Origin of the sequence: Pseudomonas viridiflava (genome assembly GCF_003702045.1) — a bacterium.
Taxonomy (GTDB): domain Bacteria; phylum Pseudomonadota; class Gammaproteobacteria; order Pseudomonadales; family Pseudomonadaceae; genus Aquipseudomonas; species Aquipseudomonas viridiflava_C.
The window spans coordinates 29,356-52,794 of the sequence record NZ_RBTP01000003.1 but is presented as its reverse complement, the minus strand read 5'-3'; the positions used below and the strand labels follow the sequence as shown (position 1 = coordinate 52,794).

Sequence of the window (23,439 nt, the reverse complement as noted above, 5' to 3'; positions counted from 1 at the left end):
CACAAGCCGCCCAAGCTTTTAAAGCTTGTTCTCGATGGCGTGTGCCGCTAACCTTGTCGGCGGAGAGTCGATTGGACAGTCGCTGCCTTTTGTTGTTCCGCAACAAAGGGGGGAGGAAAGTCCGGGCTCCATAGGGCGGAGTGCCAGGTAACACCTGGGAGGCGCGAGCCTACGGAAAGTGCCACAGAAAATAACCGCCTAAGCACTTCGGTGCCGGTAAGGGTGAAAAGGTGCGGTAAGAGCGCACCGCACGTCTGGCAACAGTTCGTGGCAAGGTAAACCCCACTCGGAGCAAGACCAAATAGGGTTCCTAGGCGTGGCCCGCGCTGGAACCGGGTAGGTTGCTAAAGACGTCCAGTGATGGCCGTCGTAGAGGAATGACTGTCCTCGACAGAACCCGGCTTACAGATCGACTCTCCACCTTTTTCATCCCCTCGCTTTTAAGCAGCAAAACCCCTTCGTAATACCAAAAAAATCTTACACTTCACAAATCACTTTAACTTCAAACCCTAGCGGATTGAGTTGAATTGAATTTGTCCGTCAGAACCTTCTTCGATTTGCGTCAAACCCTCCAATACCACTCCTAAATCTGCGAAATGTAAGGCTTTTCCTTGAGAGCGCTCCTTGACGGTGTGGCAGGCGCATTCCTATAGTGTGCGCAAGTGGCAGAAAGTGGCACGAAGTGGGTTTTTTGAGCGCAAAAAGCTAATATTTGGAGAATGCGCCTGTGTTCCGTGGTGCCAACGCGATCAATCTCGATGCCAAGGGCCGTCTCGCTATGCCGAGTCGGTACCGTGACGAGTTGGATTCGCGTAGCGCGGGGCAATTGATCGTGACCATAGATGCCGTTGACCCCTGCTTGTGTCTTTATCCGCTGTCCGAGTGGGAACTGATTGAAGCCAAACTTCGTGAGCTGGCTACGTTTCGTGAAGAAAACCGCCGTTTGCAGCGGCTTTTGATTGGTAATGCAGTCGATCTGGAGCTTGATGGCAGCGGGCGTTTTCTGGTTCCTCCGCGCCTTCGTGAATATGCCAAGTTGGATAAGCGCGTGATGCTCGTGGGGCAACTCAACAAGTTTCAACTGTGGGACGAGGACGCCTGGAACGCTCTTGCTGATGCGGACCTTGCTGCCATTCAACAACCTGGCGCGATGCCTGATGAATTACGTGACCTGATCCTGTGACTATGAATAGCGGCTTTACCCACATCACCGTACTGCTCGAAGAAGCCGTGGAGGCTCTCGCGTTGCGCGCGGATGGCTGCTATATGGACGGAACGTTCGGGCGTGGCGGTCATAGTCGGCTTATTCTCAGTCACCTTGGCCCTAATGGCCGGTTACTCGGGTTTGACAAGGATCCTCAAGCGATTGCCACGGGGCAAACGCTAGCGGCCGAAGACGGCCGCTTTGTCATTGTGCAGCGCAGCTTTGCCGAATTGGGCTCGGAGGCTCAAGAACGGGGCCTGGCGGGAAAAGTGAGTGGCATCCTGCTGGACCTGGGTGTGTCTTCTCCACAGCTTGACGACCCTGAGCGCGGTTTCAGTTTCATGAACGACGGCCCGCTGGACATGCGCATGGATCCGACGCGTGGCGTGAGTGCGGCCGAGTTCATCGCCACGGCGCCAGCCGAGGAAATTGCCCGAGTCTTCAAAGAGTACGGTGAAGAGCGTTTCGCCAAGCGCATGGCCAACGCAGTCGTGCAGCGCCGCGAAATCCAGCCTTTCGAGCGAACTGCCGATCTGGCAGAAGTCCTCAAGGTCGCCAACCCCGCCTGGGAAAAAGGCAAGAATCCTGCGACGCGGGCCTTTCAAGGTCTGCGTATCCACGTCAACAACGAACTGGGCGACCTTGAAGCTGGCCTCGAAGCTGCGCTGGATGCACTGGAAATTGGCGGTCGTCTGGTCGTGATCAGCTTTCATTCGCTGGAAGACCGGATCGTCAAATTGTTCATGCGCAAGCTCGCCAAGGGCGAAGCCGACAACATGCCCCGCAACCTGCCGATCCAGTACAAGGCGTTCGAGCCGAAGATCAAGATTCACGGCAAGGCTCAATTTGCATCCGACGATGAAACCAAGGCCAATCCACGCTCGCGCAGCGCTGTCATGCGTGTAGCGGAGAAGCTCAGGTGAGCCGTCTTTTCCTGAAACCTTTGCCCGGTGGCAGCTTCATTATGCTGCTGCTGTTCATTGCCGTCCTCGTTTCGGCAATTGGCGTTTCCTATAGCGCGCATTTGAATCGTCAATTGCTCAACTCGCTGTATTCGGAAATGAGCGTGCGCGACAAAGCGCAGGCCGAGTGGGGCCGGCTGATTCTTGAGCAAAGCACCTGGACCGCCCACAGCCGTATCGAGCAGTTGGCGACCGAACAATTGAAAATGCGCATTCCCAACGCTGCCGAAGTCCGGATGGTGGCGCCATGATGAAGCTTGAGGGCGCTCTTTACCCGTGGCGTTTTCGGGTTGTCGTGGGATTACTGGTCAGCCTGGTCCTCGCCATCTGCTGGCGCATCGTGGACCTTCAGGTCATTGACCACACCTTTCTCAAGGAGCAGGGCGATGCGCGCAGCCTTCGTCATATTCCTATTCCGGCTCACCGCGGCCTGATCACTGACCGCAACGGTGAGCCACTCGCTGTCAGTACGCCCGTCACCACCCTGTGGGCCAACCCGCGTGAAATGCAGCAGGACAAATCGAAGTGGCCGATGCTCGCCGCTGCGATGGGTCAGGACCTCAAGGCGCTGACCGAGCGTCTCGATTCGCAGGCGACGAAAGAATTCATTTATCTGGTTCGCGGGCTGACGCCTGAGCAGGGCCAGTCGGTGCTTGATCTCAAGGTTCCCGGTGTCTACGGCATCGAGGAATTTCGTCGTTTCTACCCGGCAGGCGATGTGACCGCGCACATGGTCGGCTTTACCGACCTTGATGATCACGGTCGCGAAGGTGTCGAGCTGGCGTATGACGACTGGCTCGCCGGAGTGCCCGGCAAGCGTCAGGTCATCAAGGACCGGCGCGGACGACTGATCAAGGATGTACAGGTCACCAAGAACGCCAAGGCCGGCAAGACCTTGGCTTTGTCTATTGATCTGCGCCTGCAATATCTGGCAACCCGTGAACTGCGCAACGCCATTGTCGAGAACGAAGCGAAGGCGGGCAGTCTGGTGATCATGGACGTCAAGACCGGCGAAGTGCTGGCGATGGTGAACCAACCGACCTACAACCCGAACAACCGCCGCACGATGGTGCCTGCCGCCATGCGTAACCGGGCGATCATCGACGTGTTCGAGCCGGGTTCGACCATGAAACCGATTTCGATGACGGCGGCGCTGGACAGTGGCCGCTGGAAGCCGACCGACAAGGTTGAGGTGTATCCGGGCACCCTGCAGATCGGCAAGTACACCATCCGTGACGTGACCAAGACCGAAGGCCCGGTGCTCGACCTCACCGGCATCCTGATCAACTCCAGTAACGTCGGCATGAGCAAGGTCGCGTTCGATGTGGGCGGCGAGTCGATTTTCCGCGCCATGCAGCGCGTAGGTTTTGGTCAGTACACCGGTCTGGGTTTCCCGGGCGAGCGCGTGGGCAACCTGCCGAACTATCGTGAATGGCGCAAGGCCGAAACGGCCACGCTGTCCTACGGCTACGGCCTGTCGGTGACCGCGCTGCAACTGGTGCATGCCTACGGCGCGCTGGCCAATAACGGCCGCATCGTGCCGTTGACCATTCTGAAAAGCGACGCGGCCCCGACAGCGGTTCAAGCGATTCCGGAAGCGACTGCCAAAACGCTGCAAGGCATGTTGCAACAAGTGATTGAAGACCCTCGTGGCGTGTATCGCGCCCGAGTGCCGTCCTATCACGTTGGCGGCAAGAGCGGCACGGCGCGCAAGACGTCCATCGGCACCAAGGGTTACGCCGAGAACTCCTACCGCTCGCTGTTCGCCGGGTTCGGCCCGATGAGCAACCCGCGCTACGCCATCGTTGTGGTGATCGACGAGCCGAGCAAGGGTGGTTACTACGGCGGTCTGGTTTCGGCTCCGGTATTCAGCAAGGTCATGTCCGGCACGTTGCGCTTGATGAACGTGTCGCCTGACAACCTCGCGCCTGAGCAAGTCAACACTGCCCCTGCAGTCGTCAAAGGAGGGCGTGGTTAATGGCCTTTAATCTGAGCAAGCTTTTTGCCCAAACCGATCGCGATGCACTGATTCGCGAATTGACCCTGGACAGCCGTAATGTGCGTCCGGGTGACCTGTTTCTGGCGATACCCGGCCTCAAGGTCGATGGCCGTGCGCACATCGCCGATGCGCTCAAGCGTGGCGCGGCGGCTGTTGCGTACGAAGCCGAAGGCTCGACCGTGTTGCCGATCACCGACGTGCCATTGATCCCGGTCAAGGGCCTGGCTGCACAACTGTCCGCCATCGCAGGTCGTTTTTATGGGGACTCCAGCCGCAGCCTGAACCTGGTCGGCGTGACAGGCACCAACGGCAAGACCAGCGTCACCCAACTGGTGGCACAGGCGCTGGACTTGCTGGGCCAGCATTGCGGCATCGTCGGCACCCTGGGCACCGGTTTCTATGGCGCACTGCAAAGTGGACGTCATACCACGCCGGACCCGATTGCCGTTCAGGCGACGCTCACTGACCTGAGAAAGGCCGGTGCCCGTGCTGTGGCGATGGAAGTGTCGTCTCATGGCCTCGACCAGGGCCGAGCGACTGCGCTGGCCTTCGATGTCGCTGTGCTGACCAATCTGTCCCGCGACCATCTGGATTACCACGGAACGATGGAAGCTTACGGCGCGGCCAAGGCCAAGCTGTTCGCCTGGCCTGATTTGCGCTGCCGTGTCATCAATCTGGATGACGAGTTTGGCTGCGAGCTGGCGACCCACAAGCATGAATCACGGCTGATCACGTACAGCCTGCTCGACAGCTCGGCTTATCTGTATTGCCGCGATGCCAAATTCGACGACGATGGCGTACGCGCCACGCTGGTCACCCCGCAAGGTCAGCACTTCCTGCGCAGCAGCCTGTTGGGTCGCTTCAACCTGAGTAACGTGCTGGCTGCGGTCGGTGCCTTGCTGGGGCTGGATTACGCGCTGGACGAAATTCTCAAAGTGCTGCCGAAACTCGAAGGTCCGGTCGGGCGCATGCAGCGTCTGGGTGGTGCTGACAAACCACTGGTCGTGGTCGATTACGCCCATACGCCAGACGCGCTGGAAAAAGTACTCGAAGCCTTGCGCCCGCACGCCAAGGGCCGATTGCTGTGCCTGTTCGGCTGTGGCGGTGATCGTGATCGTGGCAAGCGTCCGCTGATGGCCGAAGTGGTCGAGCGTCTGGCCGACGGCGTACTCGTGACCGACGATAATCCCCGCACAGAAGCGCCTGCGCAGATTTTCGATGACATCCGTGCCGGCTTCGTTGCGGCGGATAACGTGATGTTTGTGGAAGGTCGCGGTCAGGCCATCGCGCAATTGATTGCCAGTGCCAAGGCCGACGACGTTGTCATGCTGGCCGGCAAAGGTCACGAGGACTATCAGGAAATCGACGGCCAGCGCCACGCGTTCTCCGACCTCGATGAGGCCGCCAAGGCCCTGTCTGCCTGGGAGCCTGCGCATGCTTAAGCCTCTGACATTCAGTGAACTGGTTGCACCGCTCGACGCCCGTCTGGTGAGCAGCGATTGCAGTTTTGACGGCGTGAGCACCGACAGCCGCGCCATCGTGCCTGGCCAGTTGTTTGTTGCGTTGACTGGCCCGCGTTTCGATGGTCACGAATACCTTGATCAGGTCGCGGCCAAGGGGGCCGTTGGTGCACTGGTCGAGCGTGAAGTGCCGGGCGCGAGCCTTGCGCAACTGGTTGTGCTGGATACCCGCAAGGCGCTGGGGCAACTGGGGGCGCTCAACCGCAATGCGTTTGTTGACCGTCCGGTTGCGGCCGTCACAGGTTCAAGTGGCAAAACCACGGTCAAGGAAATGCTCGCCAGCATTCTGCGCACGCGCGGTCCCGTTCTCGCGACCCGTGGCAACTTGAATAACGATCTCGGTGCGCCGTTGACGCTGCTTGAGCTGGCGCCTGAATACACCTCGGCCGTTATCGAGCTGGGCGCGTCCCGTGTTGGCGAAATTGCTTACACCGTGAGCCTTACCCAGCCTCATGTTGCCGTGCTGACCAATGCGGGTACCGCGCATGTGGGCGAGTTCGGCGGTCCTGAGCGCATCGTCGAAGCCAAAGGCGAAATCATTGACGGCCTCTCTGCCAGTGGCGTTGCCGTGCTGAATCTGGACGACAAGGCTTTCCCGATCTGGCGCCAGCGTGCCGGTGATCGGAAGGTCCTGACGTTTGCACTGAATAACGAAGCGGCGGACCTGCATGCCAGCGATGTGCATCGCGACGAGCGCGGATGCCCGGGCTTCACGCTGCACAGCCCGCAGGGTTCTGCGCAGGTCCAGCTGAATCTGTTGGGCACGCACAACGTGGCGAACGCCCTGGCCGCCGCCGCTGCAGGCTGCGCACTGGGTGTCAGTCTGGACGGTATCGTCGAAGGCCTGAACAACGTACAGCCGGTCAAGGGCCGCGCTGTGCCGCACATTGCCAGCAATGGCATGCGCGTGATTGACGACACCTACAACGCCAACCCCTCGTCCGTGAACGCAGCGGTTGACCTGTTGACCAGCTTTGCCGGACGAACCGTTCTGGTGCTGGGCGACATTGGCGAGCTGGGCGAATGGGCAGAGCAGGGCCATCACGATGTGGGCGCTTACGCTGCAGGCAAGGTTTCGGCTTTGTACGCTGTCGGCCCTTTGATGACGCACGCAGTCAGCGCGTTTGGTCCGCACGCACGCCATTTCATCACTCAGGCCGAGCTGATCGAAGCGCTCGGCGCTGAGCAAGACAAAAACACCACTTTATTGATCAAGGGCTCGCGTAGTGCCGCGATGGAAAACGTCGTGGCTGCTTTGTGCGGTTCTAGCCTGGAGAAACATTGATGCTGCTGCTGTTGGCTGAGTTCTTACAACAGTTCTACAAAGGCTTCGCAGTCTTTCAGTACTTGTCATTGCGCGGGATCCTTGGCGTGCTTACGGCGTTGACCCTTTCGCTGTGCCTGGGCCCGTGGATGATTCGTACCCTGCAGATGCGTCAGATTGGCCAGTCCGTGCGTAACGACGGTCCGCAGTCGCACCTGTCCAAATCGGGCACGCCAACGATGGGCGGCGCGCTGATTCTTTCCTCCATCGGTATCAGCACTTTGCTGTGGGCTGACTTGAGCAACCGTTATGTGTGGGTTGTACTGCTCGTCACGCTGCTGTTTGGTGCCATCGGCTGGGTCGATGACTACCGCAAGGTGATCGAGAAGAACTCGCGTGGTCTGCCAAGCCGCTGGAAGTATTTCTGGCAGTCGGTGTTCGGCCTGTGCGCGGCGATCTTCCTGTACACGACCGCGCCGTCGGCGACTGAAACCACACTGATCGTACCGATGCTCAAGGATGTCCGTATCCCGTTGGGCATCGGCTTTGTGGTGCTGACGTATTTCGTGATCGTCGGCTCCAGCAACGCAGTCAACCTGACTGACGGCCTGGACGGCCTGGCGATCATGCCGACCGTGATGGTCGGGGGCGCGCTGGGCATCTTCTGCTACCTCTCGGGCAACGTGAAATTTGCCGAATACCTGCTGATTCCCTACGTACCGGGGGCGGGCGAGCTGATTGTGTTCTCCGGGGCACTGATCGGGGCAGGGCTGGGGTTCCTCTGGTTCAACACGTATCCGGCCCAGGTCTTTATGGGTGACGTCGGTGCATTGGCGCTCGGCGCGGCGCTGGGCACGATGGCCGTGATCGTTCGTCAGGAAATGGTTTTGTTCATCATGGGCGGCGTGTTCGTGATGGAAACCCTTTCAGTGGTCATTCAGGTTGCGTCTTTCAAACTGACCGGTCGCCGGGTTTTCCGCATGGCGCCCATTCATCATCACTTTGAACTCAAAGGCTGGCCCGAGCCACGCGTGATCGTCCGTTTCTGGATTATCACCGTGATTCTGGTGCTGATCGGCCTTGCCACGCTGAAACTGAGGTAACGCGAGTGTCCCTGATCGTTTCCGACCGCTTCCGCATTGTCGTGGGTCTAGGCAAAAGCGGCATGTCCCTGGTTCGCTTTCTGGCGAGCCGGGGCGTGTCCTTTGCTGTGGCCGACACGCGGGAGAATCCGCCGGAACTGGCGACCTTGCGTCGGGATTACCCGCAGGTGGAAGTGCGTTGTGGCGAGCTGGACGTGGAATTCCTCTGCCGTGCCGACGAACTGTACGTCAGCCCCGGCCTTGCCCTTGCGACCCCTGCCTTGCAACAGGCTCAGACGCGTGGCGTGAAGATGGCAGGCGATATCGAATTGTTCGCGCGTTACGCAAAAGCGCCGATCATCGCCATCACCGGTTCCAATGCGAAAAGCACGGTGACCACGCTGGTGGGCGAAATGGCCGTAGCGGCAGGCAAGCGCGTCGCAGTGGGCGGCAATCTGGGTACGCCAGCGCTGGATCTGCTCAGCGATGACGTCGAGCTGTACGTGATGGAGCTGTCCAGCTTTCAGTTGGAAACCACCGATCAGCTCAACGCTGAAGTGGCCACCGTGCTGAACATCAGCGAAGACCACATGGACCGTTATAGCGGTCTGCCTGCCTATCACCTGGCCAAGCACCGGATTTTCCGGGGCGCGCGGCAGGTGGTGGTCAACCGTCAGGACGCGCTGTCCCGTCCTTTGATTGGCGAGGGTCTGCCGTGCTGGACGTTTGGTTTGAACAAACCGGACTTCCACGGCTTCGGCCTGCGCGAAGAGAACGGCGAAAAATACCTGGCCTTCCAGTTCGACAACCTGATGCCGGTACGCGACCTGAAAATGCGCGGTGCCCACAATCAGGCCAACGCGCTGGCAGCATTGGCGCTGGGCCATGCGGTCGGTCTGCCGTTCGACGCCATGTTGTCGGCCTTGCGTCAGTTCACGGGCCTGGAGCATCGCTGTCAGTGGGTCCGTGAGCTGAACGGCGTTCATTACTACAACGATTCCAAAGCCACCAACGTGGGCGCTGCCCTAGCCGCTATCGAAGGCCTGGGTGCAGATATTCCGGGCAAGCTTGTGCTGATCGCCGGTGGCGACGGCAAGGGCGCCGATTTCAGTGGCCTGCGTACAGCGGTTGCTGCGCATTGCCGCAGCGTCGTGCTGCTGGGACGTGACGCCGGACGGCTCGCCGAGGCGCTGGGCGATGCTGTGCCGCTGGTGCGTGTCGACACGCTGCAGGCCGCGGTTGAACGCAGCGCCGAGCTGGCGCAAAGCGGCGATGCAGTATTGCTGTCCCCAGCCTGCGCGAGCCTGGACATGTTCAAGAATTATGAAGAGCGCGGACGAGTGTTCGCGCAGGCAGTGGAGTGCTTGTCATGATCTTCGGTGTGATCAAGCCGTATCCATCGCCCCTGATCAGCGGACGGGGCATCGACCTCGACTTCCCGATGCTGGTGGGTTGTCTTGCGTTGCTGGGCCTGGGTCTGGTGATGATTACGTCCGCATCGTCGGAAGTGGCCGCCGTGCAGTCGGGCAACACGCTGTACATGATGACGCGCCACTTGGTGTACCTGTTGATCGGCCTGGGCGCGTGTGGCGTGACCATGATGATTCCGGTCGCCACCTGGCAACGTCTGGGCTGGCTGATGCTGATCGGTGCGTTCGGCTTGTTGCTGCTGGTGCTGGTGCCGGGCATCGGCCGAGAGGTCAACGGGTCGATGCGCTGGATTGGCTTCGGCGCGTTCAACGTGCAGCCGTCCGAAATCGCCAAGGTGTTCGTGGTGATCTTTCTGGCCGGCTACCTGATTCGTCGCCAACAGGAAGTGCGTGAAAGCTGGATGGGCTTCTTTAAACCGTTCATCGTGCTGCTGCCTATGGCGGGCCTGCTGCTGATGGAGCCTGACTTCGGTGCCACCGTCGTGATGATGGGCGCAGCCGCCGCGATGCTGTTTCTTGGCGGCGTGGGGCTGTTCCGCTTCTCGCTGATGGTCGTGCTGGCGGTCGCCTCGGTGGTGGTGCTGGTTCAAGCCCAGCCTTACCGGATGGCGCGTCTGACCAACTTCACCGACCCGTGGGCCGACCAGTTCGGTTCCGGTTACCAGTTGACCCAGGCGCTGATCGCCTTTGGTCGTGGCGAATGGTTCGGTGTCGGTCTGGGCAACAGTGTCCAGAAACAATTCTATCTGCCGGAAGCGCATACGGACTTCGTGTTCTCTGTGCTCGCTGAGGAACTGGGCGTCGTCGGTTCGCTGCTCACCGTCGCGCTGTTCCTGTTCGTCAGTATTCGCGGCATGTACATCGGCATGTGGGCAGAAAGAGCCAAACAGTTCTTCGGCGCTTATGTGGCCTACGGCCTTTCGTTCCTGTGGATCGGCCAGTTCCTGATCAACATCGGTGTGAACGTGGGCCTGCTGCCGACCAAGGGCCTGACCCTGCCGTTCCTCAGCTATGGCGGCAGCTCGCTGGTGATCTGCTGTGCCAGCCTGGGCCTGCTGCTGCGCATCGAATGGGAATCGCGCAACAACATGGGCAGTGAAGAGGCCGAGTTCAAAGAGAGCGACTTCGCCGAGGAGACGCCTCATGGACGCTAATGTGCTGATCATGGCGGGCGGGACCGGCGGGCATGTGTTCCCGGCGCTGGCCTGTGCGCACGAATTCCAGGCGCGTGGCTACAAGGTTCATTGGTTAGGCACGCCACGCGGCATCGAGAACGAACTGGTGCCTCAGGCCGGTTTGACGCTGCACTTGATTAATGTCACCGGTTTGCGCGGCAAGGGCCGTTTGTCCCTGCTCAAGGCGCCGTTGATGCTGCTCAAAGCATTGATGCAGGCGCGTAAGGTTGTGCGCGAGCTCAAGCCAGTCTGCGTGGTCGGATTCGGCGGCTATGTCACAGGCCCTGGTGGTCTGGCGGCGAAGCTGGCGGGTGTGCCGTTGATCATCCACGAGCAGAACGCTGTCGCAGGGACTGCAAATCGCAGCCTGGCCTCGTTCGCCAGCCGCGTGTGCGAAGCATTTCCGAACACGTTCGCGACGTCGAGCAAGCGCCGCACCACCGGCAATCCGGTGCGTGTCGAGCTGTTCCTTGAAACGCCGCGTCAGGCCCTGGCCGGTCGCAAGGCGCGTCTTCTGGTGCTGGGCGGCAGCCTGGGTGCCGAGCCGCTGAACAAATTGCTGCCCGAAGCACTGGCGCAACTGCCTGTGGATATCCGTCCTGAAGTGTTCCACCAGGCGGGCAAGAATCACGACGAAATTACCGCCGAGCGTTATCGCAACGTGGGCGTCGAGGCGCAAGTGGCGCCGTTTATCCAGAACATGGCTCAAGCGTATAGCTGGGCCGATCTGGTGGTCTGCCGCGCAGGCGCACTGACCGTCAGCGAACTGGCGGCCGCCGGTCTGCCGTCGCTGCTGATCCCGTTGCCCCATGCGATCGATGACCATCAGTCACGTAACGCTGACTATCTGGCCCGCGAAGGCGCAGCCTTCGTCATGCCGCAAGCGACAACCGGCGTAGCCGAGATGGCTGCACGCCTGAAAGAGGTTTTGATGCAACCCGAACAATTGAACAGCATGGCCCGCACGGCACGTCGCCTGGCCAAGCCCGATGCAACCAACACCGTGGTCGATGTCTGTGTGGAGGTGGCCAATGGTTGAGAATCAACGCGCCATGCCGCAACCCGAAATGCGCCGCATCCGTCGTATCCACTTCGTCGGGATCGGCGGCGTCGGCATGTGCGGCATTGCCGAGGTTCTCCTGAACCTGGGCTATGAAGTGTCGGGCTCCGACCTCAAGAGTTCCGCGGTTACCGAACGTCTCGAGTCGTTCGGCGCACAGATTTTCCTTGGCCATCGCGCCGAAAACACCGTGGGCGCCGATGTGCTGGTGGTGTCCAGCGCAGTCAACACGTCCAACCCGGAAGTGGCGACCGCGCTTGAACGCCGCATTCCGGTCGTACCCCGTGCCGAAATGCTGGCCGAGCTGATGCGCTATCGCCACGGCATCGCGGTTGCCGGCACCCACGGCAAGACCACCACCACCAGCCTGATTGCTTCGGTATTCGCGGCCGGTGGCCTGGACCCGACGTTCGTGATCGGTGGCCGTCTGAACGCCGCTGGCACCAATGCTCAGTTGGGCACCAGCCGCTACCTGATTGCCGAAGCCGACGAAAGCGATGCCAGCTTTCTGCACTTGCAGCCGTTGGTTGCGGTGGTCACCAATATCGACGCCGACCACATGGCGACCTACGAAGGCGACTTCAACAAACTGAAGAAAACTTTCGTCGAGTTCCTGCACAACCTGCCGTTCTATGGCCTGGCAGTGATGTGCATCGATGATCCGGTGGTTCGTGAAATCCTGCCGCAGGTCAAGCGCCCGATCCTGACCTACGGTTTCAGCGAAGAAGCCGACGTGCGCGCAATCAATGTGCGCCAGGACGGCATGCTGACGTTCTTCACCGTACTGCGTCGCGACCGCGAGCCGCTGGACGTGTCCGTGAACATGCCGGGCAACCACAACGTGCTCAACTCGCTCGCGACGATTGCCATTGCGACCGACGAAGGCGTCAGTGATGAGGCCATCGTTCAGGGTCTGTCTGGCTTCCAGGGCGTGGGGCGTCGTTTCCAGGTCTACGGCGAATTGCCGGTGGAAGGCGGCAACGTGATGCTGGTCGACGATTACGGCCACCACCCGCGTGAAGTCGCCGCTGTGATCAATGCCGTACGTGGCGGCTGGCCGGATCGTCGTCTGGTCATGGTTTACCAGCCACACCGTTTCAGTCGTACCCGCGATCTGTACGACGATTTCGTGCAGGTGCTGGCCGATGCCAATGTGCTGCTGCTGATGGAAGTTTATCCGGCCGGCGAAGAACCGATCCCTGGCGCGGACAGCCGCAATTTGTGCCACAGCATTCGTCAACGTGGTCAGCTCGATCCGATTTACATCGAGCGTGGCGTTGAGCTGGCACCGCTGGTCAAGCCGCTGCTGCGTGCTGGCGACATCCTGTTGTGCCAAGGCGCGGGCGACATTGGTGGCCTGGCCCCGCAACTGCTCAAGAGTCCGCTGTTCGTGGGCGCAACAGTGGCTTCAACCGAAGGTAAGCTGAAATGACAGCCGTCGCCCCGTCTTCCCTGCGCTCGACACTTGAGCCGAAAAGCTTCGGCCGCGTTGCCGTGCTTTTTGGCGGCAAGAGTGCCGAGCGGGAAGTGTCCCTGAAATCCGGTCAGGCAGTGCTTGAGGCACTGTCGAGCGCCGGGGTGGATGCCTTCGGTATCGACGTGGGCGACGATTTTCTGCAGCGACTGGTCAGCGAAAAGATTGATCGTGCGTTCATCGTGCTGCACGGCCGTGGCGGTGAAGACGGCACCATGCAGGGGCTGCTGGAGTGCCTGGAAATCCCGTACACCGGCAGCGGCGTACTGGCTTCGGCACTGGCAATGGACAAGCTGCGCACCAAGCAGGTGTGGCAGAGTCTGGGCCTGGCAACGCCACTGCATGCGGTACTTGGCAGCGAGCAGGATTGTATTTCTGCCGCGACGGAACTGGGCTTCCCTTTAATCGTCAAACCGGCCCATGAAGGCTCAAGTATCGGTATGGCTAAGGTGACCAGCGTCGAAGAATTGATCGCCGCCTGGAAAACCGCCAGTACCTACGATTCTCAAGTCTTGGTCGAGCAGTGGATTCAGGGGCCAGAGTTCACTGTGGCGTCTTTGCGCGGCCAGATGCTGCCCGCCATCGGCCTGGGCACTCCCCACAGTTTCTACGACTACGACGCCAAGTACCTGGCTTCCGATACTCAGTACCGGATTCCCTGCGGGCTTGGCGACGAGCGTGAGCACGAACTCCAACAACTGACAGCGCGTGCGTGCGAAGCCATTGGCATCGCGGGTTGGGCGCGCACGGATGTCATGCAGGACGCACACGGCAAATTCTGGCTGCTTGAAGTCAACACAGTGCCCGGCATGACCGATCACAGTCTGGTCCCGATGGCCGCACGTGCAGCGGGTCTGGATTTTCAACAACTGGTGTTGGCGATTCTGGCCGACAGCGTTCAGGCGAGGGGTTAAGGCATGAACGCTTCGGCACGCCATCAGCCACCCGCCTCCAGTCGCAAGCCTGTGCCTCGTGGCGCCAGCCGGATGGTGGCCAAGGAGCCGCTGTCTGCGCGCATGCCCAAGCCGAGCTTCGGTTTTCTGAAGCGTCTGTTCTGGCCTGTGATGCTGGTGGTCCTGGGGTTTGGCACTTATGAAGCCGCGCTGCGCATCATGCCGTACGCCGACCGCCCGATTACCCGCATCAACGTGCAGGGTGATCTGAGCTACATCAGTCAGCAGGCCGTGCAGCAGCGGATTGCACCGTTCGTGGCGTCGAGCTTCTTCAAGATCGACCTTGCCGCCATGCGCACCGAGCTTGAGCAGATGCCCTGGATTGCACACGCCGAAGTCAGGCGCGTGTGGCCGGACCAGGTAGTGATTCGCCTGGAAGAGCAGTTGCCGGTCGCCCGTTGGGGTGATGAGGCGCTGTTGAACAACCAGGGGCAGGCTTTCACGCCGCGTGAACTGTCCAATTATGAACATCTTCCCCAGTTGTTCGGCCCACAGCGGGCCCAGCAGCAGGTGATGCAGCAGTACCAGGTGTTGAGTCAGATGTTGCGCCCAATGGGCTTCTCCATCGTGCGCCTGGAATTGCGCGAGCGTGGCAGCTGGTTCCTGACAACAGGCGCCGGTAGTGCTGGGCCGGGTATCGAGTTGTTGCTGGGACGCGACCATCTCGTCGAAAAAATGCGCCGCTTCATCGCGATTTACGACAAAACGCTTAAAGACCAAATCACGAATATTGCGCGCATCGACCTGCGTTACGCCAACGGCCTTGCGGTTGGCTGGCGTGAACAGGCAGCGCCGACGACGGACAAACCCGCCGTCGCGAAGAATTGATAAGAGGCAGGACCATGGCAAATGTGCAAAGCGGCAAAATGATCGTCGGGCTGGATATCGGGACCTCCAAGGTGGTGGCCCTGGTAGGCGAAGTCGCGGCCGATGGCTCGCTGGAAATCGTGGGCATCGGTACCCATCCCTCCCGCGGCCTCAAGAAGGGCGTGGTGGTGAATATCGAGTCGACCGTGCAGTCGATCCAGCGCGCCGTGGAAGAGGCTCAGCTGATGGCTGGCTGCCGCATTCACTCGGCGTTCGTTGGTGTTGCGGGCAACCACATCCGCAGCCTGAACTCCCACGGCATCGTGGCCATCCGCGATCGTGAAGTCAGCTCTGCGGACCTGGAGCGCGTGCTCGACGCTGCACAGGCCGTTGCCATCCCTGCCGACCAGCGCGTGCTGCACACGCTGCCTCAGGACTACGTGATCGACAACCAGGAAGGCGTTCGTGAGCCGCTGGGCATGTCGGGCGTACGTCTGGAAGCCAAGGTGCATGTCGTGACCTGTGCAGTGAACGCTGCGCAGAACATCGAGAAATGCGTGCGTCGCTGCGGTCTGGAAGTCGACGACATCATTCTGGAGCAACTGGCCTCGGCCTATTCGGTCCTGACCGACGATGAGAAAGAGCTGGGCGTCTGCCTGGTGGACATCGGCGGCGGCACCACCGACATCGCGATCTTCACCGAAGGCGCGATCCGGCACACCGCGGTGATCCCGATTGCCGGTGATCAGGTGACCAACGACATCGCGATGGCGTTGCGTACACCGACCCAGTACGCCGAAGAAATCAAGATTCGTTATGCCTGCGCCCTGGCCAAACTGGCCGGTGCTGGCGAAACCATCAAAGTACCGAGCGTGGGCGACCGTCCACCTCGCGAGCTGTCGCGCCAGGCCCTGGCCGAAGTGGTGGAGCCTCGTTACGACGAGCTGTTCACCCTGATTCAGGCCGAGCTGCGTCGCAGCGGTTATGAAGACCTGATCCCGGCCGGCATCGTGCTGACCGGTGGTACGTCGAAAATGGAAGGTGCGGTGGAACTTGCCGAGGAAATCTTCCACATGCCGGTGCGCCTGGGCGTTCCGCATAGCGTCAAAGGGCTCGCTGATGTCGTGCGCAACCCGATCTACTCCACAGGCGTAGGCCTGTTGCTGTACGGGCTGCAAAAACAATCCGATGGCATTTCGCTGTCGGGGATTGTCGGCAACAGCAGTTACGGCGACGAACCCAAGGCCCCGGTGCTTGAGCGTATCAAGCGTTGGGTCCAGGGCAATTTTTAAGATTTAACGTTTCAAAAGCAATAGCGGTAGGCAGTAGGCAAACTAACTAGAGAGCGGAAGGAGAGAGAAAATGTTCGAACTCGTAGACAACGTCCCGCAGAGCCCGGTAATCAAGGTCATCGGTGTAGGCGGTGGTGGCGGTAACGCTGTCAATCACATGGTCAAGAGCAACATCGAAGGCGTGGAATTCATCTGCGCCAACACCGATGCTCAAGCGCTGAAAAACATCGGCGCGCGCACCATTCTGCAATTGGGCACAGGCGTGACCAAAGGTCTTGGCGCTGGCGCCAACCCTGAAGTCGGTCGTCAGGCCGCACTGGAAGACCGTGAGCGCATTGCAGAAGTCCTGCAAGGCACCAACATGGTGTTCATCACCACCGGCATGGGCGGCGGTACCGGTACTGGTGCAGCGCCGATCATTGCTGAAGTGGCCAAGGAAATGGGCATTCTGACGGTCGCAGTCGTGACCCGTCCGTTCCCGTTCGAAGGCCGCAAGCGTATGCAGATCGCCGATGAAGGCATCCGCATGCTGTCCGAAAGCGTCGACTCGTTGATCACCATCCCCAACGAGAAGCTGCTGACCATCCTCGGTAAGGACGCCAGCCTGCTGTCGGCTTTCGCCAAGGCGGACGATGTACTGGCCGGTGCCGTTCGCGGTATCTCCGACATCATCAAGCGTCCGGGCATGATCAACGTCGACTTCGCCGACGTACGTACCGTGATGAGCGAAATGGGTATGGCGATGATGGGCACTGGCTGCGCCAGCGGTCCTAACCGTGCACGTGAAGCGACTGAGGCAGCCATCCGTAACCCGCTGCTCGAAGACGTCAACCTGCAGGGCGCTCGCGGCATCCTGGTCAACATCACAGCCGGTCCCGACCTGTCGCTGGGTGAGTACTCGGACGTGGGTAGCATCATTGAAGCGTTCGCTTCCGAGCACGCGATGGTCAAGGTCGGTACCGTTATCGATCCGGACATGCGTGACGAGTTGCACGTCACCGTGGTTGCGACCGGTCTGGGCGCGAAAATCGAGAAGCCTGTGAAGGTGATCGACAACACCCTGCAGACCACTCAGCAGGCTTCGGCTCAGCCAGCGGCCCGTCAGGAAGCGCCTTCGGTCAACTACCGCGATCTGGACCGTCCTACCGTGATGCGCAATCAGGCACACGCAGGCGCCACCGCAGCAGCGAAGATGAACCCTAACGATGATCTGGACTACCTGGACATCCCGGCTTTCCTTCGTCGTCAGGCCGATTGATGAAATGTATCAGGGGTATTAGGGTGATTGGTGTTCAGCAAAGGCATGGTCTGCTATCATCGCCAGCCTTTGTTGATACCAGTTCGCAACTTGCGCTGAAGCGGCCCATGCCATGATTAAACAACGCACCCTGAAAAATATTATCCGTGCCACAGGTGTAGGCCTGCACTCCGGGGAGAAGGTTTACCTGACCCTCAAGCCCGCACCTGTGAATACCGGCATTGTTTTCTGCCGAGCCGACCTTGATCCTGTCGTGCAGATCCCTGCGCGTGCGGAAAACGTCGGTGACACCACGCTGTCGACCACACTGGTCAATGGTGATGTCAAAGTCGACACGGTGGAACACCTGCTTTCGGCCATGGCTGGCCTTGGCATCGATAACGCCTACGTCGAGCTCTCTGCCTCCGAAGTTCCTATCATGGACGGCAGCGCAGGCCCTTTCGTATTCCTGATTCAATCGGCAGGTCTTGAAGAACAGGACGCGCCGAAGAAATTCATCCGGATCCTGCGGGAAGTCACAGTGGAAGAGGGCGGTAAACGCGCTACTTTCGTGCCTTTCGAAGGGTTCAAGGTCAGTTTCGAGATCGATTTCGATCACCCCGTCTTCCGTGACCGCACCCAAAGTGCAAGCGTGGACTTTTCCAGCACTTCTTTCGTGAAAGAAGTCAGCCGTGCCAGGACCTTCGGGTTCATGAGCGATATCGAGTACCTGCGCAAGCACAACCTCGCGCTCGGCGGCAGTGTGGAAAACGCCATCGTGGTCGACAAGGATGGCGTATTGAACGAAGACGGCCTGCGGTACGAGGACGAATTCGTCAAACATAAAATCCTGGATGCCATCGGTGACCTCTACCTGCTGGGCAATAGCCTGATCGGTGAGTTCAAGGGCTTCAAGTCGGGGCATGCACTGAACAATCGTCTTCTGCGCGCATTGATCGAGCAGACAGACGCCTGGGAAGTGGTGACCTTCGAGGATGCCAGTACGGCACCTATTTCTTACATGCGCCCTGTCGCGGCCGTGTAAGCAAGCTTTACTCTCTTTCCTTTTGTTCTTTAAAGGCTGCCCTCGGGTGGCCTTTTTTTATGGGGCTGGCCAAAGGCGGGCGCAGCAGGCAGTTTATTTGCGATCTTTGGCATGGCTCGCCAAGCGCTCCAGCGCCGCACGCAATTTGGGGTCGGTGATGCCTTCGGCGGTGGCCTGGATGTTTTCGGCCGCTACCGTGGACAGATCAATGGTATGCGTGGCTGCACCGCGGGGCGCATCCGGCGGCTGGACTCTGAACTGAATACGGGTCAGGTTGATGAACTCATCGAAAGCGATGAGTTGTCGGTGCAATCGCTTCTGTTGATAGCGTAGGCGGGTGGCCCAATGGCCGTCCGTCACGATCAGCAGCAGGTTCCCCTCGCGCCAGGAGGCCACACGGCAATGCTCGCGTGCGGCCGGCTGCAGCTGGCTTTCGAGCAGGCGCTGCAAGTGACTCAGGCGTTCGGCGTGCCTGAAAATAGCCTTCAAGGGCTTGGCTTCGCGCAGCAGAACCGAGGGGGCGCGAGCATTCAGAGGACGAAAAGCCATGGAAATATGCCTGTGTGACAAGGTCCTCATCTTAACAGAAAGCATTGTTACGGCTGCTTTCGAAGTCGTTTCCGTGCTTTCATATGCAAATCAATGAGTAACTTCCCCTGATTATGGGTTGAAGTGCTTGAAAATGGCCCCATTGTAAACCTGCCCCGTCACAGCGCTGTGCCAGCATCGTGGAATAACGCCACTTTCCTCACCATCGTTTCCGGGTAGAATGCTCGTTCGCATGCAGCCATCAGGGCTGCACGGGCGACTCACGGGGCCGCCCTCCATTCCTATGTGTGGAAGATCCTGTCGATATGTTTGCGCCTTTGTTAAAAAAACTTTTTGGAAGCAAGAACGAGCGTGAAGTCAAACGCATGCTCAAGACGGTTCAACTCGTCAATGCCTTCGAAGAGCAAATGGTGGCCCTTTCGGACGAGCAATTGCGCGCCAAGACCGAAGAGTTCAAGGCCCGCATAGCCAAAGGCGAGACCCTCGATCAACTGCTGCCTGAAGCGTTCGCTGTCGCGCGTGAAGCGGGCAAGCGTGTCATGGGCATGCGCCACTTCGATGTTCAGTTGATCGGCGGCATGACCCTGCACGAAGGTCAGATCGCAGAGATGCGTACCGGTGAAGGTAAAACCCTCGTCGGTACCCTGGCGGTCTACCTCAATGCGCTGTCGGGCAAGGGCGTTCACGTCGTAACCGTGAACGACTACCTGGCACGCCGCGACGCCAACTGGATGCGCCCGCTTTACGAATTCCTCGGCCTGACCGTAGGCATCGTTACGCCATTCCAGCCGCCGGAAGAAAAGCGCGCAGCCTACGCCGCTGATATCACGTACGGCACCAACAACGAATACGGCTTCGACTATCTGCGCGACAACATGGCGTTCAGCATGGACGACAAGTTCCAGCGCGAACTCAATTTTGCCGTGATCGACGAAGTCGACTCCATCCTGATCGACGAAGCGCGTACGCCGCTGATCATCTCCGGTCAGGCTGAAGACAGCTCCAAGCTGTACACCGAAATCAACCGGCTGATCCCCAAGCTCGAGCAACACATCGAGGAAGTGGAAGGTCAGGTTACCAAGGCCGGTCACTTCACCGTCGACGAGAAGACCCGTCAGGTCGAACTCAACGAAGCCGGTCACCAGTTCATCGAAGAGATGCTCACTGAAGTCGGCCTGCTGGCTGAGGGCGAGAGCCTGTATTCGGCACACAACCTGGGCCTGCTGACCCACGTTTACGCCGGTCTGCGTGCGCACAAGCTGTTCAACCGCAACGTTGAGTACATCGTCCAGGACGGTCAGGTACTGCTGGTCGACGAACACACCGGTCGTACCATGCCGGGCCGTCGCCTGTCCGAAGGCCTGCACCAGGCCATCGAGGCCAAGGAAAACCTGAACATTCAGGCCGAAAGCCAAACCCTGGCGTCGACCACGTTCCAGAACTACTTCCGTCTGTACAACAAACTGTCCGGCATGACCGGTACAGCCGATACCGAAGCGTTCGAGTTCCACCAGATCTACAATTTGGCCGTGATGGTCATTCCGCCGAACAAGCCGCTGGCGCGCAAGGACTTCAACGACCTCGTCTATTTGACGGCGGAAGAGAAGTACGCCGCCATCGTGACCGATATCAAGGCCTGTCTGGCGGAGAACCGTCCGGTGCTGGTCGGTACGGCAACTATCGAAACCTCCGAACACATGTCTCGTCTGCTTAACGCGGAAGGCATCGACCACAAGGTTCTGAACGCCAAATTCCACGAGAAGGAAGCGGAAATCATCGCCCAGGCCGGTCGTCCGGGCGCATTGACCATCGCTACCAACATGGCGGGTCGTGGTACCGACATTCTGCTGGGTGGCAACTGGGAAGTTGAAGTTGCCAACCTCGAAGACCCGACCCCTGAGCAGATCGCGCAGATTAAGGCTGATTGGCAGAAACGCCATCAGCAGGTGATCGAAGCCGGCGGCCTGCATGTGATCGCGTCCGAGCGCCACGAATCGCGCCGTATCGACAACCAGCTGCGTGGTCGTGCCGGTCGTCAGGGCGATACCGGCTCAAGCCGTTTCTACCTGTCGCTGGAAGACAGCCTGATGCGCATCTTCGCCTCTGACCGGGTGAAGAACTTCATGAAGGCGCTGGGGATGCAGTCCGGCGAAGCCATCGAACACCGCATGGTGACCAACGCCATCGAAAAAGCGCAGCGCAAAGTGGAAGGTCGTAACTTCGACATCCGTAAGCAGTTGCTGGAATTCGATGACGTGGCCAACGAGCAGCGCAAAGTGATTTATCACATGCGCAACACCTTGCTGGCCGCCGAAAACATCGGTGACACCATCGCGGACTTCCGCGCTGAAGTGCTCAACAACCTCATCAGCCAGCACATTCCGCCGCAATCGCTGCCTGAGCAGTGGGATGTACCTGGCCTTGAAGCTGCACTGAATACCGACTTCGCGGTAAAACTGCCGATTCAACAGTGGCTCGACGAAGACGATCACCTGCACGAAGACAGCCTGCGCACCAAAATCATGGAGCAGTTGTTGGTCGCGTATAACGAGAAGGAAGATCAGGCCAGTGCCGAAGCGCTGCGCTCCTTCGAGAAGCAGATTCTGTTGCGCGTCCTGGACGACCTGTGGAAAGACCACCTTTCGACGATGGATCACCTGCGTCACGGTATCCACCTGCGCGGTTACGCTCAGAAGAACCCGAAGCAGGAATACAAGCGCGAGTCGTTCACCCTGTTCCAGGAACTGCTGGACTCGATCAAGCGCGACACCATTCGCGTTCTGTCGCACGTTCAGGTGCGCCGCGAAGACCCCGAGGAAGAAGAGGCGCGTCAGCGTCAGGAAGCCGAGGAGTTGGCCAAGCGCATGCAGTTCGAACACGCCGAAGCCCCTGGAATCGACCAGCCTGCGCTGATCGAGGAGGAAGGCGAGCCCGTTGCCGTGGCATCGACACCCGTTCGCAATGACCAGAAACTGGGTCGCAACGAGCTGTGCTGGTGTGGTTCGGGTAAAAAATTCAAGCACTGTCACGGCCAGATCAACTAAGGCATTGACACTGTAATACCGCGCCGCGACCGGCTTGCCCGTCGCGGCGTTTTTTCATTGACGGCCGTACCGTTGTGGACGGCGCACACACTCCTTGAGGAGCACCCCGATGGCTGTTGGTCTTGGTCCGTTGCCTACGCTGCACCCGGTTCCCGGTTTTGAACTTGGCATCTCTTCTGCCGGCATCAAACGCCCGGGTCGCAAGGATGTTGTGGTCATGCGCTGCGCCGAAGGCTCAAGCGTTGCCGGTGTGTTCACGCTGAATGCGTTCTGCGCCGCGCCAGTCATTCTGGCCAGGCAGCGTGTTCAGGGCGCGGTACGTTATCTGCTGACCAACACCGGTAATGCCAACGCCGGTACTGGCGAACCTGGCTTGGCCGCAGCGCGTCGCACCTGCGAAAAGCTTGCCGAACTGACGGGTGTCGACGCCTCTGCCGTGCTGCCTTACTCCACTGGCGTGATCGGTGAGCCGTTGCCTGTGGAAAAAATCGAAGGCGCGCTGCAAGCGGCCCTTGATGACCTGTCTGTGGATAACTGGGCGGCTGCGGCGACCGGCATCATGACCACCGACACGTTGCCCAAAGGCGCGAGCCGTCAGTTCCAGCACGATGGCGTGACCATCACGGTGACCGGCATCAGCAAGGGCGCGGGCATGATTCGTCCGAACATGGCCACCATGCTGGGTTACATCGCGACCGACGCCAAAGTGTCCCAGAGCGTATTGCAAGACCTGATCCGCGACGGTGCCAACAAATCGTTCAACCGCATCACCATCGATGGCGACACCTCGACCAACGACTGCTGCATGCTGATCGCCACCGGTCAGGCCAATGTGCCTGAAGTCACCGAAGCGAAAGGTCCGCTGTTCGATGCGCTGAAGAAAGCCGTGTTCGACGTCTGCATGGAAGTGGCGCAGGCCATCGTGCGCGACGGCGAAGGCGCAACCAAGTTCGTCACCGTTGAGGTGAACGGCGGGGGCAATCATCAAGAATGCCTGGACGTCGGTTACGCCGTTGCCCACTCGCCTCTGATCAAAACCGCGCTGTTCGCTTCCGACCCGAATTGGGGTCGTATCCTGGCAGCTGTTGGCCGCGCAGGTGTGCCTGACCTGGATGTGAGCAGGATCGATGTGTTCCTGAGTGGCGTCTGCATTGCCAGCCAAGGCTGCCGCGCCACGACCTACACTGAGGAGCAGGGCTCTGCGGTCATGGCCGAGGAAGAGATCACCATCCGCATTGAGCTGGGTCGTGGTGAGTGCAGCGAAACGATCTGGACCACCGACCTGTCCCACGAGTACGTGAAAATCAACGCGGAATACCGCACCTGATTCATTCCGGCGCGG

At 59.7% G+C, this 23,439-nt stretch carries 19 protein-coding genes and 1 other RNA gene; 19 read left to right on the top strand and 1 reads right to left on the bottom strand.

Annotation, left to right across the window (positions count from 1 at the left end; all coding sequences use genetic code 11):
- Positions 1-63 precede the first annotated feature (63 nt).
- The 17 genes from rnpB to lpxC all read left to right on the top strand — a co-directional run bounded on the left by rnpB (position 64) and on the right by lpxC (position 18,504).
- Positions 64-421: RNase P RNA component class A (gene rnpB / locus ALP40_RS00705), an RNA gene on the top strand.
- Positions 422-727: 306 nt separating this feature from the next.
- Positions 728-1,183, top strand: coding sequence for a division/cell wall cluster transcriptional repressor MraZ (mraZ, locus tag ALP40_RS00700; RefSeq protein ID WP_004881513.1), 456 nt, complete (start codon positions 728-730; stop codon positions 1,181-1,183).
- A gap of 2 nt (positions 1,184-1,185) precedes the next feature.
- Positions 1,186-2,127 (top strand): 16S rRNA (cytosine(1402)-N(4))-methyltransferase RsmH, encoded by a 942-nt coding sequence (rsmH, locus tag ALP40_RS00695; RefSeq protein ID WP_122206407.1) that lies wholly within the window; start codon positions 1,186-1,188, stop codon positions 2,125-2,127.
- Positions 2,124-2,417: a cell division protein FtsL gene (gene ftsL, locus ALP40_RS00690; protein WP_004881511.1), complete on the top strand. Its 294-nt coding sequence runs from the start codon at positions 2,124-2,126 to the stop codon at positions 2,415-2,417. The genes rsmH and ftsL overlap by 4 nt, the downstream gene beginning before the upstream one ends.
- Positions 2,417-4,144, top strand: a complete 1,728-nt coding sequence (locus ALP40_RS00685; protein ID WP_181114267.1) for a penicillin-binding protein 2 — start codon at positions 2,417-2,419, stop codon at positions 4,142-4,144. Before ftsL ends, ALP40_RS00685 begins: the two co-directional genes overlap by 1 nt.
- The gene (locus ALP40_RS00680) at positions 4,144-5,607 is read left to right on the top strand and encodes a UDP-N-acetylmuramoyl-L-alanyl-D-glutamate--2,6-diaminopimelate ligase (protein WP_122206405.1); all 1,464 of its coding nucleotides are present in this window, start codon (positions 4,144-4,146) and stop codon (positions 5,605-5,607) included. The genes ALP40_RS00685 and ALP40_RS00680 overlap by 1 nt, the downstream gene beginning before the upstream one ends.
- Positions 5,600-6,970 (top strand): UDP-N-acetylmuramoyl-tripeptide--D-alanyl-D-alanine ligase, encoded by a 1,371-nt coding sequence (gene murF, locus ALP40_RS00675; protein WP_122206404.1) that lies wholly within the window; start codon positions 5,600-5,602, stop codon positions 6,968-6,970. The genes ALP40_RS00680 and murF overlap by 8 nt, the downstream gene beginning before the upstream one ends.
- Complete coding sequence (gene mraY, locus ALP40_RS00670) at positions 6,970-8,052, top strand: phospho-N-acetylmuramoyl-pentapeptide-transferase (RefSeq protein ID WP_122206403.1); 1,083 nt, start codon at positions 6,970-6,972, stop codon at positions 8,050-8,052. The genes murF and mraY overlap by 1 nt, the downstream gene beginning before the upstream one ends.
- 5 nt (positions 8,053-8,057) lie before the next feature.
- Positions 8,058-9,404, top strand: coding sequence for a UDP-N-acetylmuramoyl-L-alanine--D-glutamate ligase (gene murD / locus ALP40_RS00665; protein WP_122206402.1), 1,347 nt, complete (start codon positions 8,058-8,060; stop codon positions 9,402-9,404).
- The gene (gene ftsW / locus ALP40_RS00660) at positions 9,401-10,615 is read left to right on the top strand and encodes a putative lipid II flippase FtsW (RefSeq protein WP_122206401.1); all 1,215 of its coding nucleotides are present in this window, start codon (positions 9,401-9,403) and stop codon (positions 10,613-10,615) included. Before murD ends, ftsW begins: the two co-directional genes overlap by 4 nt.
- A complete protein-coding gene (murG, locus tag ALP40_RS00655) occupies positions 10,605-11,675 on the top strand; it encodes an undecaprenyldiphospho-muramoylpentapeptide beta-N-acetylglucosaminyltransferase (protein ID WP_122206400.1) in 1,071 nt (356 codons plus the stop codon). Before ftsW ends, murG begins: the two co-directional genes overlap by 11 nt.
- Positions 11,668-13,128: a UDP-N-acetylmuramate--L-alanine ligase gene (murC, locus tag ALP40_RS00650; RefSeq protein ID WP_122206399.1), complete on the top strand. Its 1,461-nt coding sequence runs from the start codon at positions 11,668-11,670 to the stop codon at positions 13,126-13,128. Before murG ends, murC begins: the two co-directional genes overlap by 8 nt.
- A complete protein-coding gene (locus tag ALP40_RS00645; RefSeq protein ID WP_122206398.1) occupies positions 13,125-14,084 on the top strand; it encodes a D-alanine--D-alanine ligase in 960 nt (319 codons plus the stop codon). Before murC ends, ALP40_RS00645 begins: the two co-directional genes overlap by 4 nt.
- Positions 14,085-14,087: 3 nt before the next feature.
- On the top strand, positions 14,088-14,951 hold the full coding sequence (locus ALP40_RS00640; protein ID WP_122206397.1) for a cell division protein FtsQ/DivIB: 864 nt from the start codon (positions 14,088-14,090) through the stop codon (positions 14,949-14,951).
- 14 nt (positions 14,952-14,965) lie between these two features.
- Entirely contained in the window at positions 14,966-16,222 is a 1,257-nt protein-coding gene (ftsA, locus tag ALP40_RS00635; protein ID WP_004881500.1) for a cell division protein FtsA, read from the top strand.
- A gap of 70 nt (positions 16,223-16,292) precedes the next feature.
- Positions 16,293-17,480 carry a cell division protein FtsZ gene (gene ftsZ, locus ALP40_RS00630; protein WP_024687125.1) on the top strand — a complete coding sequence of 396 codons (1,188 nt, stop codon included), beginning with the start codon at positions 16,293-16,295 and terminating at the stop codon, positions 17,478-17,480.
- 112 nt (positions 17,481-17,592) lie between these two features.
- Positions 17,593-18,504, top strand: coding sequence for a UDP-3-O-acyl-N-acetylglucosamine deacetylase (gene lpxC, locus ALP40_RS00625; RefSeq protein ID WP_122206396.1), 912 nt, complete (start codon positions 17,593-17,595; stop codon positions 18,502-18,504).
- Between the two features lie 93 nt (positions 18,505-18,597).
- Here the strand turns inward: lpxC and ALP40_RS00620 are convergent, their stop codons facing one another.
- Entirely contained in the window at positions 18,598-19,053 is a 456-nt protein-coding gene (locus ALP40_RS00620) for a DUF721 domain-containing protein (RefSeq protein WP_181114194.1), read from the bottom strand.
- 305 nt (positions 19,054-19,358) lie between these two features.
- Here ALP40_RS00620 and secA point away from each other — a divergent pair, with 305 nt between their 5' ends.
- A complete protein-coding gene (secA, locus tag ALP40_RS00615; protein WP_122206394.1) occupies positions 19,359-22,097 on the top strand; it encodes a preprotein translocase subunit SecA in 2,739 nt (912 codons plus the stop codon).
- 109 nt (positions 22,098-22,206) lie between these two features.
- Positions 22,207-23,424 (top strand): bifunctional glutamate N-acetyltransferase/amino-acid acetyltransferase ArgJ, encoded by a 1,218-nt coding sequence (gene argJ, locus ALP40_RS00610; RefSeq protein WP_122206393.1) that lies wholly within the window; start codon positions 22,207-22,209, stop codon positions 23,422-23,424.
- Positions 23,425-23,439: the final 15 nt, after the last annotated feature.

Coding starts and splice junctions, on each gene's coding strand:
- mraY (WP_122206403.1), top strand. CDS start 6,970: ATGCTGCTGCTGTTGGCTGAGTTCTTACAACAGTTCTACAAAGGCTTC.
- ALP40_RS00620 (WP_181114194.1), bottom strand. CDS start 19,053: ATGGCTTTTCGTCCTCTGAATGCTCGCGCCCCCTCGGTTCTGCTGCGC.
- secA (WP_122206394.1), top strand. CDS start 19,359: ATGTTTGCGCCTTTGTTAAAAAAACTTTTTGGAAGCAAGAACGAGCGT.
- murG (WP_122206400.1), top strand. CDS start 10,605: ATGGACGCTAATGTGCTGATCATGGCGGGCGGGACCGGCGGGCATGTG.
- ALP40_RS00680 (WP_122206405.1), top strand. CDS start 4,144: ATGGCCTTTAATCTGAGCAAGCTTTTTGCCCAAACCGATCGCGATGCA.
- ftsZ (WP_024687125.1), top strand. CDS start 16,293: ATGTTCGAACTCGTAGACAACGTCCCGCAGAGCCCGGTAATCAAGGTC.
- argJ (WP_122206393.1), top strand. CDS start 22,207: ATGGCTGTTGGTCTTGGTCCGTTGCCTACGCTGCACCCGGTTCCCGGT.
- ftsW (WP_122206401.1), top strand. CDS start 9,401: ATGATCTTCGGTGTGATCAAGCCGTATCCATCGCCCCTGATCAGCGGA.
- ALP40_RS00685 (WP_181114267.1), top strand. CDS start 2,417: ATGAAGCTTGAGGGCGCTCTTTACCCGTGGCGTTTTCGGGTTGTCGTG.
- murF (WP_122206404.1), top strand. CDS start 5,600: ATGCTTAAGCCTCTGACATTCAGTGAACTGGTTGCACCGCTCGACGCC.
- murC (WP_122206399.1), top strand. CDS start 11,668: ATGGTTGAGAATCAACGCGCCATGCCGCAACCCGAAATGCGCCGCATC.
- ALP40_RS00640 (WP_122206397.1), top strand. CDS start 14,088: ATGAACGCTTCGGCACGCCATCAGCCACCCGCCTCCAGTCGCAAGCCT.
- ALP40_RS00645 (WP_122206398.1), top strand. CDS start 13,125: ATGACAGCCGTCGCCCCGTCTTCCCTGCGCTCGACACTTGAGCCGAAA.
- ftsA (WP_004881500.1), top strand. CDS start 14,966: ATGGCAAATGTGCAAAGCGGCAAAATGATCGTCGGGCTGGATATCGGG.
- rsmH (WP_122206407.1), top strand. CDS start 1,186: ATGAATAGCGGCTTTACCCACATCACCGTACTGCTCGAAGAAGCCGTG.
- lpxC (WP_122206396.1), top strand. CDS start 17,593: ATGATTAAACAACGCACCCTGAAAAATATTATCCGTGCCACAGGTGTA.